Here is a 14,497-nt window from a genome sequence, read left to right as displayed (position 1 = left end):
ATGCAGCTCACCGTGTGGACATATGAAGGACCTCCCCACGTCGGCGCGATGCGCGTCGCCACGGGAATGGAGCGCCTGCATTATGTGCTGCACGCGCCGCAGGGCGATACCTACGCGGATCTGCTGTTTACGATGATCGAGCGCCGCGACCTACGCCCGCCTGTGACCTACACGACGTTTTCCGCGCGCGATCTTGGCGGTGACACAGCCGAACTGTTCAAGACGGCTGCGCAGAATGCCTACGATCGTTTCCAACCGCAGGCGTTGCTGGTTGGCGCGTCCTGTACCGGCTCGTTGATCCAGGACGACCCCGGCGGGCTGGCACGTGCGCTCAACCTCCCGATCCCCGTTGTCGCCGTCGATCTGCCGGCCTATCAGCGGAAGGAAAATTGGGGCGCGGCCGAAACCTTCTATCAACTGGTGCGCGCGCTCGCGGGCCCGTCAGCGCCGGCACCCGGAATGCCGCGTTCGCTGCGTGCCGCAGGAGTCCGTGCTCGCTGCAATCTGCTTGGCCCAACGGCTCTCGGCTTCCGCCATCGCGACGATGTCGCGGAAATTACGTCACTGCTGGCAAAGCTCGGCATCGACGTGAACGTCACGGCGCCGATGGGGGCTAGACCTGCCGATATCGTGAGATTGGGCGAAGCCGACTTCAACGTCGTGCTCTATCCCGAAATCGCCGGCCAGGCGGCGTCCTGGCTGCACCGGACCTTTGGTCAGCCCTTCACCAAGGCCGTCCCGATCGGCGTGTCGGCCACCCGCGAATTTGTCGAAGAGGTCGCGAAGCTCGCTGGTGTCGATGCGTCGGCGACGCTCGCCTCGGCCTCCACCCGGCTACCGTGGTACTCGCGTTCGGTCGATTCGACCTATCTCACCGGCAAGCGCGTCTTCATCTTCGGTGACGCCACCCACGCCGCCGCCGCCGCGCGCATCGCATCCGATGAACTCGGCTTCAAGGTTGTCGGCCTTGGCACCTACAGCCGCGAGTTCGGGCGCGAAATCCGCGAGGCGGCGAAGCGCTACGATGTCGAGCCGTTGATCACCGATGACTATCTGGAAGTCGAGGCGAAAGTTGCGGAACTGCAGCCCGAGTTAGTGCTGGGAACCCAGATGGAGCGACATATCGCCAAACGCCTTGGGGTTCCCTGCGCCGTAATCTCGGCGCCGGTGCATGTGCAGGACTTTCCGGCACGCTATGCGCCGCAGATGGGATTTGAGGGCGCCAACGTCATCTTCGATACCTGGGTGCATCCGCTGATGATGGGCCTCGAGGAGCATCTGCTGGCGATGTTCAAGGATGATTTCGAGTTCACGGACGGAGCAGTGCCTTCCCATCTGGGCGCGGGCCATCAGGTGTCCGATGCCGCAAAGCCGGTTCAGATTACCGAACTAGCCTCAGCCGCGGTGCTGACTAGCGTGACCTGGGCCGCCGATGCCGAGAAAGAGCTGCGAAAAATTCCGTTCTTCGTTCGCGGCAAGGCACGCCGCAACACCGAACGTTTCGCCAACGAAACCGGCGTTGCCACCATAACCATTGAGACGCTCTACGATGCCAAAGCGCATTACGCCCGCTGACGCGACGCCTCTGAAGGTTGTCGTCGTGACCATGGACAGTCATCTTTCCGGCGCGGCTGCGCGGGCGCAAGTGCTGTTGAGGAGCAGCTTCCCGGGATTGTCGCTCGCGGTTCATTCTGCGGACGAATGGGGTACCGATGACGCAGCGCTCGATCGTTGCAGGGCCGACATCGACCGCGGCGACATCGTGATCGCCACGATGCTGTTTCTCGACGACCATGTTCGCCTCGTGATGCCGGCACTCATTGCCCGGCGCAGTCATTGCGATGCGATGATCTGCTGCATGTCGGCAGCCGAGATCGTCAGGCTGACGCGGGTCGGCAAGTTCGACATGAGCGGCGAGGCGCTTGGCGCCATCGCATGGCTGAAGAAGCTGCGCGGCAATCGCAAAGGCAGCCCTGGTGGCAAGGGCGAGATGAAAATGCTGCGGCAGCTACCCAAATTGCTGCGCTTCATCCCAGGCACCGCGCAGGACATGCGCGCCTATTTCCTGACCTTGCAATATTGGCTGGCCGGCTCGGAGCAGAACATCGCTAACATGATCCGCCTGTTGGTCGACCGGTACGCCGACGGTCCGCGCCGCGGCCTGCGCGGCATTGTCAAGGCTGACGCGCCGGTCGACTATGCCGACATCGGTGTCTACCACCCGCGGCTCAAGGGTCGCATTGGCGATACTGCGGAGAGACTTCCTATCCCGGTTGACGCGCGCGGCACCGTCGGTCTCTTGCTGTTGCGCTCCTATCTGCTCGCCGGGAATTCCGGTCACTATGATGGTGTGATCGCTGCGTTTGAGGCAAGGGGCTTGCGCGTGATCCCCGCCTTCGCCAGCGGCCTCGACCAGCGCCCGGCGATCGAACGTTTCTTCATGAAGGACGGACGCAGCGTCGTCGATACGGTGGTCTCGCTAACCGGCTTCTCGCTGGTCGGTGGTCCCGCTTACAACGACTCCCGCGCGGCCGAGGATATCCTCGCGCAACTCGACGTCCCCTATCTGTCGGCGCATCCCGTCGAGTTCCAGACGCTGGAACAATGGGGGGCTTCGGATCGCGGTCTGATGCCGGTGGAAAGCACCATCATGGTGGCGATTCCCGAGCTCGACGGCGCCGCAGGACCGATGATCTATGGCGGTCGCTCTGACGGGGCAGGCGCTACCTGTACCGGCTGCGAGCGCGCCTGCATTTTCGCACCGGCCGAGACCGGTGGCGAAATGCATGTGTGCAGCGAACGAGCCGAGATGCTGGCTGCCCGTACGGCCCGCCTCGTCGCGACGCGCCGTTCCAAACGGCGGGATCGCAAGGTCGCGATCGTCTTGTTCAATTTCCCGCCCAACGCTGGCAACACCGGCACCGCAGCGTTTCTATCGGTCTTCGAATCGCTTCATCGCACGCTTAGTACAATGGAGCGCGAAGGCTATCATGTCGAGGTGCCCGAAAGTGCTGACGCCTTGCGCGAGCGTATCGTCGTTGGCAATGCCGCCCGCTTCGGCGCTGATGCCAACGTCCACGCCAGAATTCCGGCTGGTGATCACGTTCGGAACGAAAAATGGCTACGCCAGATCGAGGCACAATGGGGGCCGGCGCCAGGCAAGCAGCAGAGCGACGGCAGCTCGATCTTCGTGCTGGGTGAGCGCTTCGGCAACGTCTTCGTCGGGATCCAGCCCGCGTTCGGTTACGAGGGCGACCCGATGCGACTGTTGTTCGAGAAGGGATTTGCCCCAACGCATGCTTTCTCGGCTTTTTATCGCTGGCTGCGCCAGGATTTCGGCGCCGGCTCGGTTCTGCATTTCGGAACTCACGGCGCGCTCGAATTCATGCCGGGCAAGCAGGCCGGCCTCTCAGGCGCGTGCTGGCCGGACCGCATGATCGGCGACCTGCCGAATGTTTATCTGTATGCTTCGAACAACCCGTCGGAAGGCACGATCGCCAAACGCCGTTCGGCCGCGACGCTAATCAGCTATCTTACGCCGCCCGTCGCACATGCCGGGCTCTACAAGGGGCTGGTCGAGCTGAAGGCCTCGATCGCACGTTGGCGTGGACTCGCTCCGGGTGAGGATGCGGAGCGCGGCGATCTCGGGACATTGATCCAGGCCCAGGCCAGTGCACTGGAACTGACCAAGTCCGAGCCTGCCTGGATGGATCCGGCCACGGCCGTCGGCAAATTGTCGGAAGCCGTGCTTGAGCTCGAATACACCCTGATTCCGCATGGACTGCACGTCGTTGGTGAGACGCCGTCGGTCGAACAGCGGGTCGAGATGCTGCAGGCGGTTGCCGATGCTTCGCACGGCGCGCGTCTGGACAGATCGATCCTCGAAGCGCTGGTGAAGGGCGAGACGCCCGAAGGACTGGCCGCGAAAAACGACGCTGCGCTGTCGCTTTACACGGAATTGGCCGGCATCGATCGCATCCTCCAGCAGGATCATGAACTGCCCGCGATCCTGCATGCGCTGGACGGCAAATTCGTGCGTCCAGCACCCGGCGGCGATCTTCTGCGCACGCCGGCGATCCTGCCGACTGGGCGTAATCTCCATGGCTTCGATCCGTTCCGCATCCCGAGCGCTTTTGCGGTGCAGGACGGAGCACACCAGGCGCAGCGGCTGATCGACAAGCATGTCGGCGACGGACACGGGATTCCGGAATCGGTTGCGATTGTGCTTTGGGGCACCGACAACCTCAAGAACGAAGGCGCGCCGATCGGACAGGCGCTGGCCTTGCTTGGAGCAAAACCGCGCTTTGACGGCTATGGCCGCCTGACCGGCGCGGAATTGATCCCGCTCGATCAGCTCAACCGGCCGCGGATCGACGTAATCATCACCATGTCCGGGATATTCCGTGATCTGTTGCCGCTGCAGATCAAGCTACTGGCCGAAAGCTGCTTCCTGGCCGCGTCCGCTGAAGAGCCGCTCGAACAGAACTTTGTCCGTAAGCATGCCCTGGCGTTCCAGGCTACGAATAATTGCGACCTGGAAACGGCCTCTTTGCGCGTGTTCGGCAATGCCGACGGTGCCTACGGTTCCAACGTCAACCACCTGGTTGAGAACGGCCGCTGGGATGACGAGGACGAACTCGCCGAGACCTATACGCGCCGCAAGAGCTTTGCTTATGGCCTCAAGGGGCAGCCGGTGCAGCAAACGGCGCTATTGAAGAACGCGCTCGCTACCATCGATCTCGCTTACCAGAACCTCGACTCGGTCGAGCTCGGCGTGACGACCGTGGACCACTATTTCGACACGCTGGGCGGCATTAGCCGTGCGGTTCGAATAGCCAAGGGTGGCCAGTCCGCGCCGGTCTATATTGGCGATCAGACCCGCGGCGCGGGTACGGTCCGGACGCTGTCGGAGCAGGTCGCGCTGGAAACCCGCACCCGCATGCTCAACCCGAAATGGTACGAGGGCATGCTCAAGCACGGCTATGAGGGCGTTCGCCAGATCGAAGAGCATGTCACCAACACGATGGGCTGGTCGGCGACGACGGGCGAGGTAGCGCCCTGGGTCTACCGGCAGCTCACTGAGACCTTCGTGCTCGATATCGAAATGCGCGAACGCCTGGCGTCTCTCAATCCCGTGGCGTCCGCAAAGGTCGCGAACCGGCTGATCGAGGCGCACGAGCGCAAATACTGGTCACCCGATCCGGAGATGCTCGATGTCCTGCGCAGGGCAGGCGAAGAGCTCGAAGACCGCCTCGAGGGCGTGGGAGTTGCTGCATGAACATCCAGACTAGGCCATCGTCGCTCAAGAGCCCGTCCTGCCGTGGCGACGGTGAGGGAAGCGTGCAGGTCCAGCTCGATCCCAAGCTCAAGATCGGCACCGCAAAGGTGTTCTCGATCTACGGGAAGGGCGGCATCGGCAAGAGCACCACCTCGTCGAACCTGTCGGTCGCATTCTCCAAGCTCGGCAAGCGCGTGCTGCAGATTGGCTGCGATCCGAAGCACGACTCGACCTTCACGCTGACTAAGCGGCTGGTCCCGACCGTGATCGACGTACTGGAATCTGTGAACTTCCACGCCGAGGAGCTCCGCCCCGAGGATTTCGTTTTCGAAGGTTATAACGGGGTGATGTGCCTCGAGGCCGGCGGCCCGCCGGCAGGCACCGGCTGTGGCGGCTATGTCGTCGGCCAGACCGTGAAGCTACTGAAGGAGCACCACCTGCTCGAAGATACCGACGTGGTGATCTTCGATGTGCTCGGCGACGTCGTCTGCGGCGGCTTTGCCGCACCGCTTCAACATTCCGATCGCGCGTTGATCGTCGCGGCCAATGATTTCGACTCGATCTTCGCAATGAACCGCATCGTCGCCGCAATCGAGGCCAAGTCCAGGAATTACGGCGTCCGGCTCGGTGGCGTCATTGCCAACCGCAGCAGGAATACCGACCAGATCGATCGTTATGCCGAGCAGGCCGCATTGAAACGCGTTGCGCATTTCCCGGATCTCGACGCCATCCGCAAAAGCCGCCTGAAGAAATCAACGCTGTTCGAAATGAACGAGACGCCGGAGCTGAAGGCCGTTACGGACGAATACATGCGGCTGGCCGCGGAGCTCTGGGCCGGAACGATCGAGCCGTCGCCGGGAAAATCACTCAAGGACCGTGAAATCTTCGATCTGCTGGGGTTCGACTGATGTCCATTGCAACCTATCTCGAACGGCGCGGCGAACTTGAGACCTATTTCGACCGGACTGCGGTCGATGCATGGGCCAAGCTGACGTCGGATGTGCCAGTCGGTCGTATCAGAGCCACTGTCCGTGCTGGCCGGGACGAGATGCGCAACACGCTGCTGTCGTGGCTGCCGCAGAACATGAACGGCGCGCGATTGCTCGATGCCGGATGCGGCACCGGAGCGTTGTCGATCGAGGCTGCCCGGCGCGGCGCAAGCGTGGTCGCGATCGATCTGTCGCCGACTTTGGTGTCGGTGGCGCGGGAACGCCTGCCGTCTGACCTCGGCGGCTCGACCATCGAATTCCGCTCCGGCGACATGCTCGATCCCAAACTCGGCAGGTTTGACTTCGTGGTTGCGATGGATTCGCTGATCCACTATCGCCCGGCGGATATCTGCCGGATCATGGCCGGTCTGGCGGAGCGGACCGCCGCGGCCATGCTGGTGACGTTCGCGCCGAAGACGCCGGCGCTGACCGTGATGCATGCCGTCGGCCGACTCTTTCCACGCGGTGATCGTGCACCGGCGATCGAGCCGGTTGCCGAGCAGAAATTGCGACGGTTGCTGATGGCGGATGAGGGGTTTGAGCGCTGGGAGCTCGGCCGCAGTCATCGCGTAGCCAGGGGATTCTACAAGTCGCAGGCCCTGGAAGTGATTCCACGATGACCCGGATATCGTCGATATTGGCAAAAGGCTGGATGCGGCTCGGGACCCGCTTCCTTCCCTTTGCCGACGCGGCAACGGCGGAGCTTCCGCTCGGACGGCTGCTGCGTCTGTCGCTGTTCCAGGTATCGACCGGCATCTCGATCGTTCTGCTGAACGGCACGCTCAACCGTGTGATGATCGTCGAGCTTGGTGTCTCCACGCTGCTGGTTTCGCTGATGGTGTCGATCCCCCTGGTGTTCGCGCCGTTCCGCGTTCTGATCGGCTTCAAATCCGACAATCATCGCTCCGTGCTGGGTTGGCGCAGAGTGCCCTATATCTGGATGGGGACACTGATCCAGTTCGGCGGCTTTGCCATCCTTCCGTTTGCGCTGCTGGTGCTGTCGGGCACCGGCGAGTATCCCGCCGTTTACGGACAGTTCGGCGCAGCGCTCGCCTTCCTGTTGGTCGGCGCCGGCATGCATACCGCCCAGACTGCGGGTCTCGCACTCGCCACCGATCTGGCGCCGGCGGATGCGCGGCCGCGCGTCGTGGCCTTCCTCTATGTGATGCTGCTGTTCGGGATGGCCGGCAGTGCGCTGATCTTTAGCGAGCTGTTGCGCAACTTCAACGAGATCCGCCTGATCCAGGTGATCCAGGGTGTCGCCGTCATGCAACTGCTGCTCAACGTCGCCGCCCTGTGGAAGCAGGAAGCGCGCAATCCAGGGCTGACGTCGGCTTCCCGAGAGCTCCCCGAATTCCAGCAATCCTGGGCCAGGTTCCGTAACTCCGGCGGTTCGGTCCGCGTCCTTGTCGCCGTGGCGCTCGGTACTTCGGCATTTTCGATGCAGGATATTCTGCTAGAGCCCTACGGCGCCGAAATCCTCAAGCTGACGGTGGGCCAGACCACGGCGCTCACGGCATTTTTTGCGCTCGGCACGCTGGCTGGATTTGGCCTGGCCGCAAGGACGCTGGGGCGCAATGCCGATCCCTATCGCATCGCTGGTTTCGGCGCGGTAGCAGGCGTGTTTGCTTTCGCGGCAGTGATTTTTGCAGCGCCCTTGGGTTCGGTTCTGCTGTTTCGGATCGGGACCGCTTTGATCGGATTCGGTGGCGGGCTGTTCGCCGCGGGAACGTTGACCGCCGCGATGGCGATTGCAGCGGAGGGTGAGAGCGGATTGGCGCTGGGCACCTGGGGCGCCGTGCAGGCGACCGCCGCCGGCAGCGGCATCGCGCTCGGTGGCGGCATCCGCGATGCCGTGACATCGCTGGCATCGAGCGGCGAGCTCGGTCGCGCGCTGACCGATCCGTCGACGGGATACAGCGTCGTCTACCACATCGAAATTGCTTTGTTGTTCGCCACTCTGGTTGCGATTGGCCCGCTCGTCCGCAGCGCACGGACGGGGTTCTCGCAGCCTTCCACAAAGTTTGGCCTGGCTGAGTTTCCAGGCTAGTCAACGAAAGGGAGGTCGCCCATGCAGCCCGACTCGTATATGGACCTGGCACAGGTCACGCTCTACGTCTTCTGGATCTTCTTCGCTTGCCTGATCTTCTACCTTCGCCGCGAAGATAAGCGCGAAGGCTATCCGCTCGAATCGACGGGCATCAAGGGCGGGGCCGCGTATGGCTTTCCGCGCATGCCCGATCCCAAGACCTACCTCCTGCGCGGCGGGCACACCGCGACGCTACCGAACCACAAGAACGATCGCCCCGACGTCGCGTTGGCGCCGATCGCGGTGTGGCCGGGCGCTCCGGCCGAGCCGACCGGCAATCCGATGCTGGATGGCGTCGGGCCCGGGTCCTACGCTAATCGCGAGGACGGTCCCGAACTAACGATGGAGAACGTCCCCTGTATCGTTCCGCTGCGTCTTGCCGAAGGCACCTATCTCGAATCCCGCGACCCCGATCCGCGCGGCATGCGGGTGAACGGCGCGGACAGCGAAATGGGCGGCACCGTCACCGACGTCTGGGTCGATCGCGCCGAAGCTCTGATCCGCTATCTCGAAGTGGAAGTCACGACGTCGGGTGGCGCGAAACGTGTGCTGCTACCGATGCCGTTCGCCAAGATCGATGGCCGCCGCAGCCGAGTCTGGGTCGATGCCATCCTCGGCAGCCAGTTCGTCGACGTGCCGGCGACGAAGAGCCCCGATCAGGTGACCAAGCTCGAGGAAGATCGCATCGTCGGATATTACGGCGCGGGCACGCTCTATGCCACGCCCGCGCGTCAGGAGCCGCTGCTGTGAAACAGGATCACCACCAATTCGAGAGTACGCAGTTCAAGGAGCTGCCCGCGCCGTTGCCTGTCGGCGAGCGCGTGATCTGGCAAGGGAAGCCGAGTCTCAAAGGACTAGCGTTGCGGTCGTTTCACATCCGTGAGGTCGCGATCTATTTCGGCGTGCTGCTGGCGTGGCGGCTGTGGTCGAACTGGCTGCACGGAGTCCAAGCGGGCGACGTCGTTATTTCGGCTCTATGGCTGATCGCGCCGGCGATCAGTGCCATCGCCGTGCTGGCGGGTCTCGCCTGGTTATTCCGCCGCGCCGCCTGCTACACCATCACCAGCAAGAGGGTCCTGTTCCAGTTCGGCGTCGCGCTGCCGATCACCATGAATATTCCGCTGAACAAGATCACCAACGCCGCTCTGAAGATCCATCACGACGGCTCGGGCGATATTCCGCTAGGGGTGTCGGACGGCAAACGCGTGTCCTACTTGCTGCTGTGGCCGCACATCCGGCCTTGGCGGCTGCGTGCGCCGGAACCCATGATGTGCGCATTGCCGGACCCCGCGGTCGTCGCGGCCCGGCTTTCGGAGGCGTTGGGAGGTCAGCCCGCTCCAACGGCGGTCGCGCTCTCGACATCCGTCAATCGCAATTTGGTCTCGGACCTCACGGCCAATTCGCCGTCGACAGCGGCCGCCTGAACGGAGGACACTCATGAGCCAGGCTATCCAGGAGCCCGTGGTCCCCAGAGGCGGCATCATCGCGGCCGCGGCTCTCGTCCTGTTTTCGCTCGCGACGGTGACAACGGCGCGACTGACGGGGACGGGCGGCGTCCACATGACGTTGCCGCCCGCCGCCGAGAGCCGAGATCTCCAGTTCGAGGACGCCCAGGACGGTGCAGTGCTGGTGTACGACGCACACGATCGTCAACTCGTGGACACGCTGGCGCCGGGAAGTAATGGCTTCATCCGCGTCGTGCTGCGCGGGCTCGCGCGGGAGCGCAAGCGCGGCGACATCGGTCGGCAACCGCCGTTTCGCCTCACCCGGTTTGTCAACGGCCAGATCACGCTGACGGACACATCGACCGGCAAGCAGATCGACCTCGACGCCTTCGGATCGGCCAATACGGAGGCCTTTGCGCGGCTGATGAAGCTGAAGGGAGGTGGGGCATGACGATGCTCTGGACGACGTCGCGCAAGACGTTCGACGTGCCCTGCACGATCGAGATCGAGCAGACGTCCGAAACGTTGCACGCCCATGTCGTGCTTGACGGCGACATCGCGATCCAGCCGGGCGACGAGGTCATGGTTCATGACGCGCCGACCGGCGTTGCCTTCGGCGAGCGGCTGGTCGTGCGGAGAACCGCGACCGTGGTGCGGGCCGGCCCGCTCGACCGGCTATGGGCGCGGATCGAGGGCTATCTGGAATTGACTGAGCTTTACGAAGTCAGCTTCTCAGACGGGAGAGCATCATGATCAACATGGAAGGTGGCACGGCCGGCAGTCTGCAAACACGTCCCGCGATCAAAGGAAGCAGCGAAAGCCTCGACAAGGCTCGCGAGGATACCATCCTCAGCCCGCGCTTCTACACGACCGATTATGAGGCTATGGATCGCCTCGACGTCAGCCTGGTGCGCTCCGAATGGAATGCCGTCATCAAGGAATTGCGCGCCGATCACAACAAGGCGCATTTCGTCAAGACCGACGAATTCAAGAACGACCTGCAATCGCTTCCGCCTGAGCTGCGCAGGGAGTTCAAGGATTTCCTCGTCAGTTCGCTTACCGCCGAATTCTCGGGCTGCGTGCTCTACGCGGAGATCAAGAAGCGGATCAAGAACAGGGATATCCAGGAATTGTTCAGCTTCATGAGCCGGGACGAAGCTCGCCATGCCGGCTTCATTAACGAGATCCTGAAGGATCACGGCATCGGGGTGGATCTGAGCTTCCTCACCAAAGTGAAGAAATACACGTACTTCCGTCCTAAATTCATCTTCTACGCGACCTACCTGTCGGAGAAGATCGGCTATGCCCGCTACATTACGATCTACCGGCAGATGGAGCGACATCCCGAGCGGCAATTCCATCCGATCTTCCGCTGGTTCGAATTGTGGTGCAACGACGAGTTCCGCCATGGCGAGGCGTTTGCGCTGTTGATGCGCGCCGATCCGTCGCTGCTGCGCGGACTCAACAAGCTCTGGATCCGATTCTTCCTGCTCGCCGTATTCGCAACCATGTATGTTCGTGATCACATGCGTCCCGCTTTCCACGACGCGCTCGGAATGGATCCCACAGAGTACGACATGCGGGTCTTCCGCATCACTTCCGAGATTTCCAAGCAGGTGTTTCCGGTCACGCTGGATATCGAGAACCCGCGCTTTTTTGCAGGTCTCGAGCGCTTGCGCATGATTTCGGAAGCGATTGCGGATGCGCGCGAGGACGGCGGCTTGTTGTCGAAAGTGAAGCGCGCAGGCCTTGCGGTCCGGGCTGGGCTGACGTTTGCGCGGCTGTTCCTGCTGCCGGTGAAGCCTAACGCGCTCCCGCGCGAAATCTGTCTGCAACCGGCCTGGTGAGGAGAGTGTGTTGATCGCCGCATACACGGTCCCCCCCATCTACGCTGCTTTCGTGTGGTGGTTCAGCACCGGGGCCGTGCTGTTGCTGGTCGGACGCTCGGGACGGTTCGAACTGTCGCGAGCGTTCCTCGCAGTTGGGCTGCTCGCGGGGTCGCTCGGAGGCCTCGCGCTAACCGCTGGCGATGCGAGCGTCGGCGGCGCCTATACGGCCTTCACTTGCACGATCCTGCTGTGGGCTGCCCAGGAGATCACTTTTCTCGCGGGGTGGCTGACGGGGCCGCGCCCGCAGCAATGTCCGGTCGGCGCGACCGGCGGGTCGCGCCTCGGTTTCGCCTTGCAGGCCATCCTCTATCACGAATTCGCTCTGCTGGCCTGTGGCGCCGCCATTGTCGCGCTGACGTGGGCCAGCCCTAACCAGGTCGGTCTCTGGACCTTTGCGGCGCTTTGGGTGCTGCGGCAAAGCGCCAAGATCAACCTCTTCCTTGGCGTGCCCGTCACCAACGACGAGTTGATGCCGGACGCGGTGCGATTCCTGAAGACGTTCTTCGCGCGCAGGCCGATCAGCGGCTTCTTTCCGGTCTCGGTCACGCTTGCGACCGCGGCTCTCGTCATCATGATCCAGCGCATTGTCGAAGTGTCGGTCACGCCTTTCGAGATCGCCAGCCTGACGCTGGTATCGACGCTGTTTGCGCTCGGCGTTGTCGAGCATTGGTTCATGTTGCTTCCGCTGCCGGCGATCACGCTGTGGGGCTGGGGCATGCGCTCGGGTTTCCCGCCGGAGGACATCACGATGGAACAGGAACAAGACGCCAAGGCCATTGCTGCGCCGCTCAATCTCGTCGTGCTCGCGGATATGCGCCCCGATGCGACGCCTCCCAAAGTCTCGCAGGCGGCCTGCGCGCGACTGCGGCTCGAAGACCAGTTTCGTCAGAGTTATCGCGAGCAGCAGGCAAGAGAAGGCCTCACGGCGGCTCACCAGATCTGTCCTGAGCCGGAGGCAACAATCAAGGGGAGAACGTCATGAACTACGAAGCCTATTTTCGTCGGCAGCTCGAAGGTCTTCATCGCGAGGGCCGCTACCGCGTGTTCGCCGATCTTGAACGCAGGGCAGGCGCATTTCCCCGCGCCAAGCATCATCATCCGGGCGGCGCCGGTGAAGTCACTGTCTGGTGCTCCAACGATTACCTGGGCATGGGCCAGCACCCCGCGGTCCTGAAGGCGATGCATGAGGCGCTCGACAGTTGCGGCGCAGGGGCCGGCGGCACACGCAACATCGCCGGAACCAATCACTATCACGTGCTGCTGGAGAAGGAGTTAGCCGACCTTCACGGCAAGGAGGCAGCACTTCTATTTACGTCGGGCTACGTCTCCAACATGGCGTCGCTGAGCACGCTGGCGTCGCGGATGCCCGGCTGCACAATCCTGTCGGATGAGCTCAATCACGCGTCGATGATCGAGGGGATCAGGCACAGCCGCAGCGAGACCCGCATCTTCGCCCACAACGACCCGCGCGATCTCGAGCGCAAGCTCGGCGATCTCGACCCGCATGCGCCCAAGCTGGTGGCCTTCGAGTCCGTCTATTCGATGGATGGCGACATTGCGCCGATTGCCGAACTTTGTGACGTCGCGGACGCCCACAATGCCATGACCTATCTCGACGAGGTGCACGGCGTCGGTCTCTATGGACCGAAGGGCGGTGGCGTCGCCGACCGGGAAGGCGTAAACCACCGCCTGACCGTGATCGAAGGCACCCTGGCAAAGGCGTTCGGTGTCATCGGCGGCTACGTCGCGGCGTCGGCCACGATCTGTGATTTCATCCGCAGCTTCGCCTCTGGCTTCATCTTCACCACGTCGCTACCGCCGGCGGTCGCTGCTGGCGCGCTTACCAGCATCCGTCATCTGAAATCGAGCGCGGCGGAACGAGAGCGGCATCAGGATCGCGTCGCGCGGCTGCGCAGGCGGCTCGATGAGGCAGGGGTTGCTCACCTGGACAATCCCAGCCACATCGTCCCGGTGATGGTCTGCGACCCTGTCTTGTGCAAGCAGATCAGCGATGTGCTGATCGAGCGCTACGGCATTTATGTGCAGCCGATCAACTACCCGACCGTGCCGCGCGGCACTGAGCGGTTGCGCATCACGCCGTCGCCGCATCACACTGATGCCGACATCGAGCATTTGGTGAATGCCCTTGCAGAGATCTGGGCGGAGGTTGGGCTCGCCAAGGCAGCTTGATCTGCTGTTCTTGGGCGACTGATCCAGGCGATCGGGGTCCGTCGATGGCACGATAGGCAATTCTTTCGAACCCCGGTCGATCATGCGGAAGTTGATGAAGTTTCTTCATACGATGGGAGCGATCGGCGTCGTCGGCGCGGTTGCGTGCTTTCTTGTCATGGCAGGCTGTGCGCCCGCACCGGACTCGATCGCGCAGTACGCATCGCTCAGCGTCGCGACGGGTGCAGTGGCGACCTGGATATTTATGCCCTCTCTTGGGCTCACTCTGGTGGCCGGATTGTTGGCCATCGCTGCGAACAGGGCCTTCCACAACGCCGGTTGGGCATGGGCAAAACTCGCAACGGGCGTTCTTGTTTTCGAATGGGGTTTTGTCTCCGTGGTTGGGCCGCTTCAGCAGGAAGCGGAGCAAAGTGCGCGAGCGTTGGCCGGCGAAATCGATCCCGTTACGCTAGCCGGCGAATTGGGGACGCGTCGCGCTTCGCTTTGGGTGTTTCTAGCCATAGCGATGGCCAACATCGTTCTCGGGGTATGGCGGCCGCGGCTTACGCGGTTGAAGGACTAAGTCGTGACGAAAAGCGCTCGGCATGGCGAGACCCGGACCCCGCGCAACTTCACCA

General features: G+C 62.8%; 13 protein-coding genes. All 13 read left to right on the top strand.

What is annotated here, in order from left to right; translation table 11 throughout:
* The 13 genes from bchB to ACTUWL_RS06755 all read left to right on the top strand — a co-directional run bounded on the left by bchB (position 1) and on the right by ACTUWL_RS06755 (position 14,442).
* Positions 1-1,575: a ferredoxin:protochlorophyllide reductase (ATP-dependent) subunit B gene (bchB, locus tag ACTUWL_RS06815; protein ID WP_021076692.1), complete on the top strand. Its 1,575-nt coding sequence runs from the start codon at positions 1-3 to the stop codon at positions 1,573-1,575.
* On the top strand, positions 1,550-5,278 hold the full coding sequence (locus tag ACTUWL_RS06810) for a magnesium chelatase subunit H (RefSeq protein ID WP_021076691.1): 3,729 nt from the start codon (positions 1,550-1,552) through the stop codon (positions 5,276-5,278). The genes bchB and ACTUWL_RS06810 overlap by 26 nt, the downstream gene beginning before the upstream one ends.
* Positions 5,275-6,186, top strand: coding sequence for a ferredoxin:protochlorophyllide reductase (ATP-dependent) iron-sulfur ATP-binding protein (bchL, locus tag ACTUWL_RS06805; protein WP_021076690.1), 912 nt, complete (start codon positions 5,275-5,277; stop codon positions 6,184-6,186). The genes ACTUWL_RS06810 and bchL overlap by 4 nt, the downstream gene beginning before the upstream one ends.
* A complete protein-coding gene (bchM, locus tag ACTUWL_RS06800; RefSeq protein WP_021076689.1) occupies positions 6,186-6,887 on the top strand; it encodes a magnesium protoporphyrin IX methyltransferase in 702 nt (233 codons plus the stop codon). Before bchL ends, bchM begins: the two co-directional genes overlap by 1 nt.
* Positions 6,884-8,317, top strand: coding sequence for an MFS transporter (locus ACTUWL_RS06795; RefSeq protein WP_021076688.1), 1,434 nt, complete (start codon positions 6,884-6,886; stop codon positions 8,315-8,317). Before bchM ends, ACTUWL_RS06795 begins: the two co-directional genes overlap by 4 nt.
* Before the next feature lie 21 nt (positions 8,318-8,338).
* Complete coding sequence (gene puhA, locus ACTUWL_RS06790) at positions 8,339-9,106, top strand: photosynthetic reaction center subunit H (protein WP_021076687.1); 768 nt, start codon at positions 8,339-8,341, stop codon at positions 9,104-9,106.
* Entirely contained in the window at positions 9,103-9,780 is a 678-nt protein-coding gene (gene puhB / locus ACTUWL_RS06785) for a photosynthetic complex putative assembly protein PuhB (protein ID WP_021076686.1), read from the top strand. The genes puhA and puhB overlap by 4 nt, the downstream gene beginning before the upstream one ends.
* A 13-nt stretch (positions 9,781-9,793) precedes the next feature.
* Positions 9,794-10,252, top strand: a complete 459-nt coding sequence (gene puhC, locus ACTUWL_RS06780; RefSeq protein WP_021076685.1) for a photosynthetic complex assembly protein PuhC — start codon at positions 9,794-9,796, stop codon at positions 10,250-10,252.
* Positions 10,249-10,554, top strand: a complete 306-nt coding sequence (locus ACTUWL_RS06775) for a type IV secretion system protein VirB4 (RefSeq protein WP_021076684.1) — start codon at positions 10,249-10,251, stop codon at positions 10,552-10,554. The genes puhC and ACTUWL_RS06775 overlap by 4 nt, the downstream gene beginning before the upstream one ends.
* Positions 10,551-11,648 (top strand): magnesium-protoporphyrin IX monomethyl ester (oxidative) cyclase, encoded by a 1,098-nt coding sequence (acsF, locus tag ACTUWL_RS06770; RefSeq protein ID WP_021076683.1) that lies wholly within the window; start codon positions 10,551-10,553, stop codon positions 11,646-11,648. Before ACTUWL_RS06775 ends, acsF begins: the two co-directional genes overlap by 4 nt.
* 13 nt (positions 11,649-11,661) lie before the next feature.
* Positions 11,662-12,672, top strand: a complete 1,011-nt coding sequence (gene puhE, locus ACTUWL_RS06765; RefSeq protein WP_035649977.1) for a putative photosynthetic complex assembly protein PuhE — start codon at positions 11,662-11,664, stop codon at positions 12,670-12,672.
* Positions 12,669-13,880, top strand: a complete 1,212-nt coding sequence (gene hemA, locus ACTUWL_RS06760) for a 5-aminolevulinate synthase (RefSeq protein ID WP_021076681.1) — start codon at positions 12,669-12,671, stop codon at positions 13,878-13,880. Before puhE ends, hemA begins: the two co-directional genes overlap by 4 nt.
* Positions 13,881-13,962: 82 nt before the next feature.
* Positions 13,963-14,442 (top strand): hypothetical protein, encoded by a 480-nt coding sequence (locus tag ACTUWL_RS06755; protein ID WP_035649946.1) that lies wholly within the window; start codon positions 13,963-13,965, stop codon positions 14,440-14,442.
* The last annotated feature ends 55 nt before the right edge of the window (positions 14,443-14,497 follow it).

This window comes from Bradyrhizobium sp. WCU1 (assembly GCF_053474805.1).
Note: the sequence above shows the minus strand (reverse complement) of the source record. Positions and strands in the feature narration are given on the sequence as shown.

What these genes read in the sequence shown, in the direction of transcription:
- hemA (WP_021076681.1), top strand. Translation starts at nt 12,669, where the DNA reads ATGAACTACGAAGCCTATTTTCGTCGGCAGCTCGAAGGTCTTCATCGC.
- ACTUWL_RS06775 (WP_021076684.1), top strand. Translation starts at nt 10,249, where the DNA reads ATGACGATGCTCTGGACGACGTCGCGCAAGACGTTCGACGTGCCCTGC.
- ACTUWL_RS06755 (WP_035649946.1), top strand. Translation starts at nt 13,963, where the DNA reads ATGCGGAAGTTGATGAAGTTTCTTCATACGATGGGAGCGATCGGCGTC.
- ACTUWL_RS06810 (WP_021076691.1), top strand. Translation starts at nt 1,550, where the DNA reads ATGCCAAAGCGCATTACGCCCGCTGACGCGACGCCTCTGAAGGTTGTC.
- bchB (WP_021076692.1), top strand. Translation starts at nt 1, where the DNA reads ATGCAGCTCACCGTGTGGACATATGAAGGACCTCCCCACGTCGGCGCG.
- ACTUWL_RS06795 (WP_021076688.1), top strand. Translation starts at nt 6,884, where the DNA reads ATGACCCGGATATCGTCGATATTGGCAAAAGGCTGGATGCGGCTCGGG.
- bchL (WP_021076690.1), top strand. Translation starts at nt 5,275, where the DNA reads ATGAACATCCAGACTAGGCCATCGTCGCTCAAGAGCCCGTCCTGCCGT.
- acsF (WP_021076683.1), top strand. Translation starts at nt 10,551, where the DNA reads ATGATCAACATGGAAGGTGGCACGGCCGGCAGTCTGCAAACACGTCCC.
- bchM (WP_021076689.1), top strand. Translation starts at nt 6,186, where the DNA reads ATGTCCATTGCAACCTATCTCGAACGGCGCGGCGAACTTGAGACCTAT.
- puhA (WP_021076687.1), top strand. Translation starts at nt 8,339, where the DNA reads ATGCAGCCCGACTCGTATATGGACCTGGCACAGGTCACGCTCTACGTC.
- puhC (WP_021076685.1), top strand. Translation starts at nt 9,794, where the DNA reads ATGAGCCAGGCTATCCAGGAGCCCGTGGTCCCCAGAGGCGGCATCATC.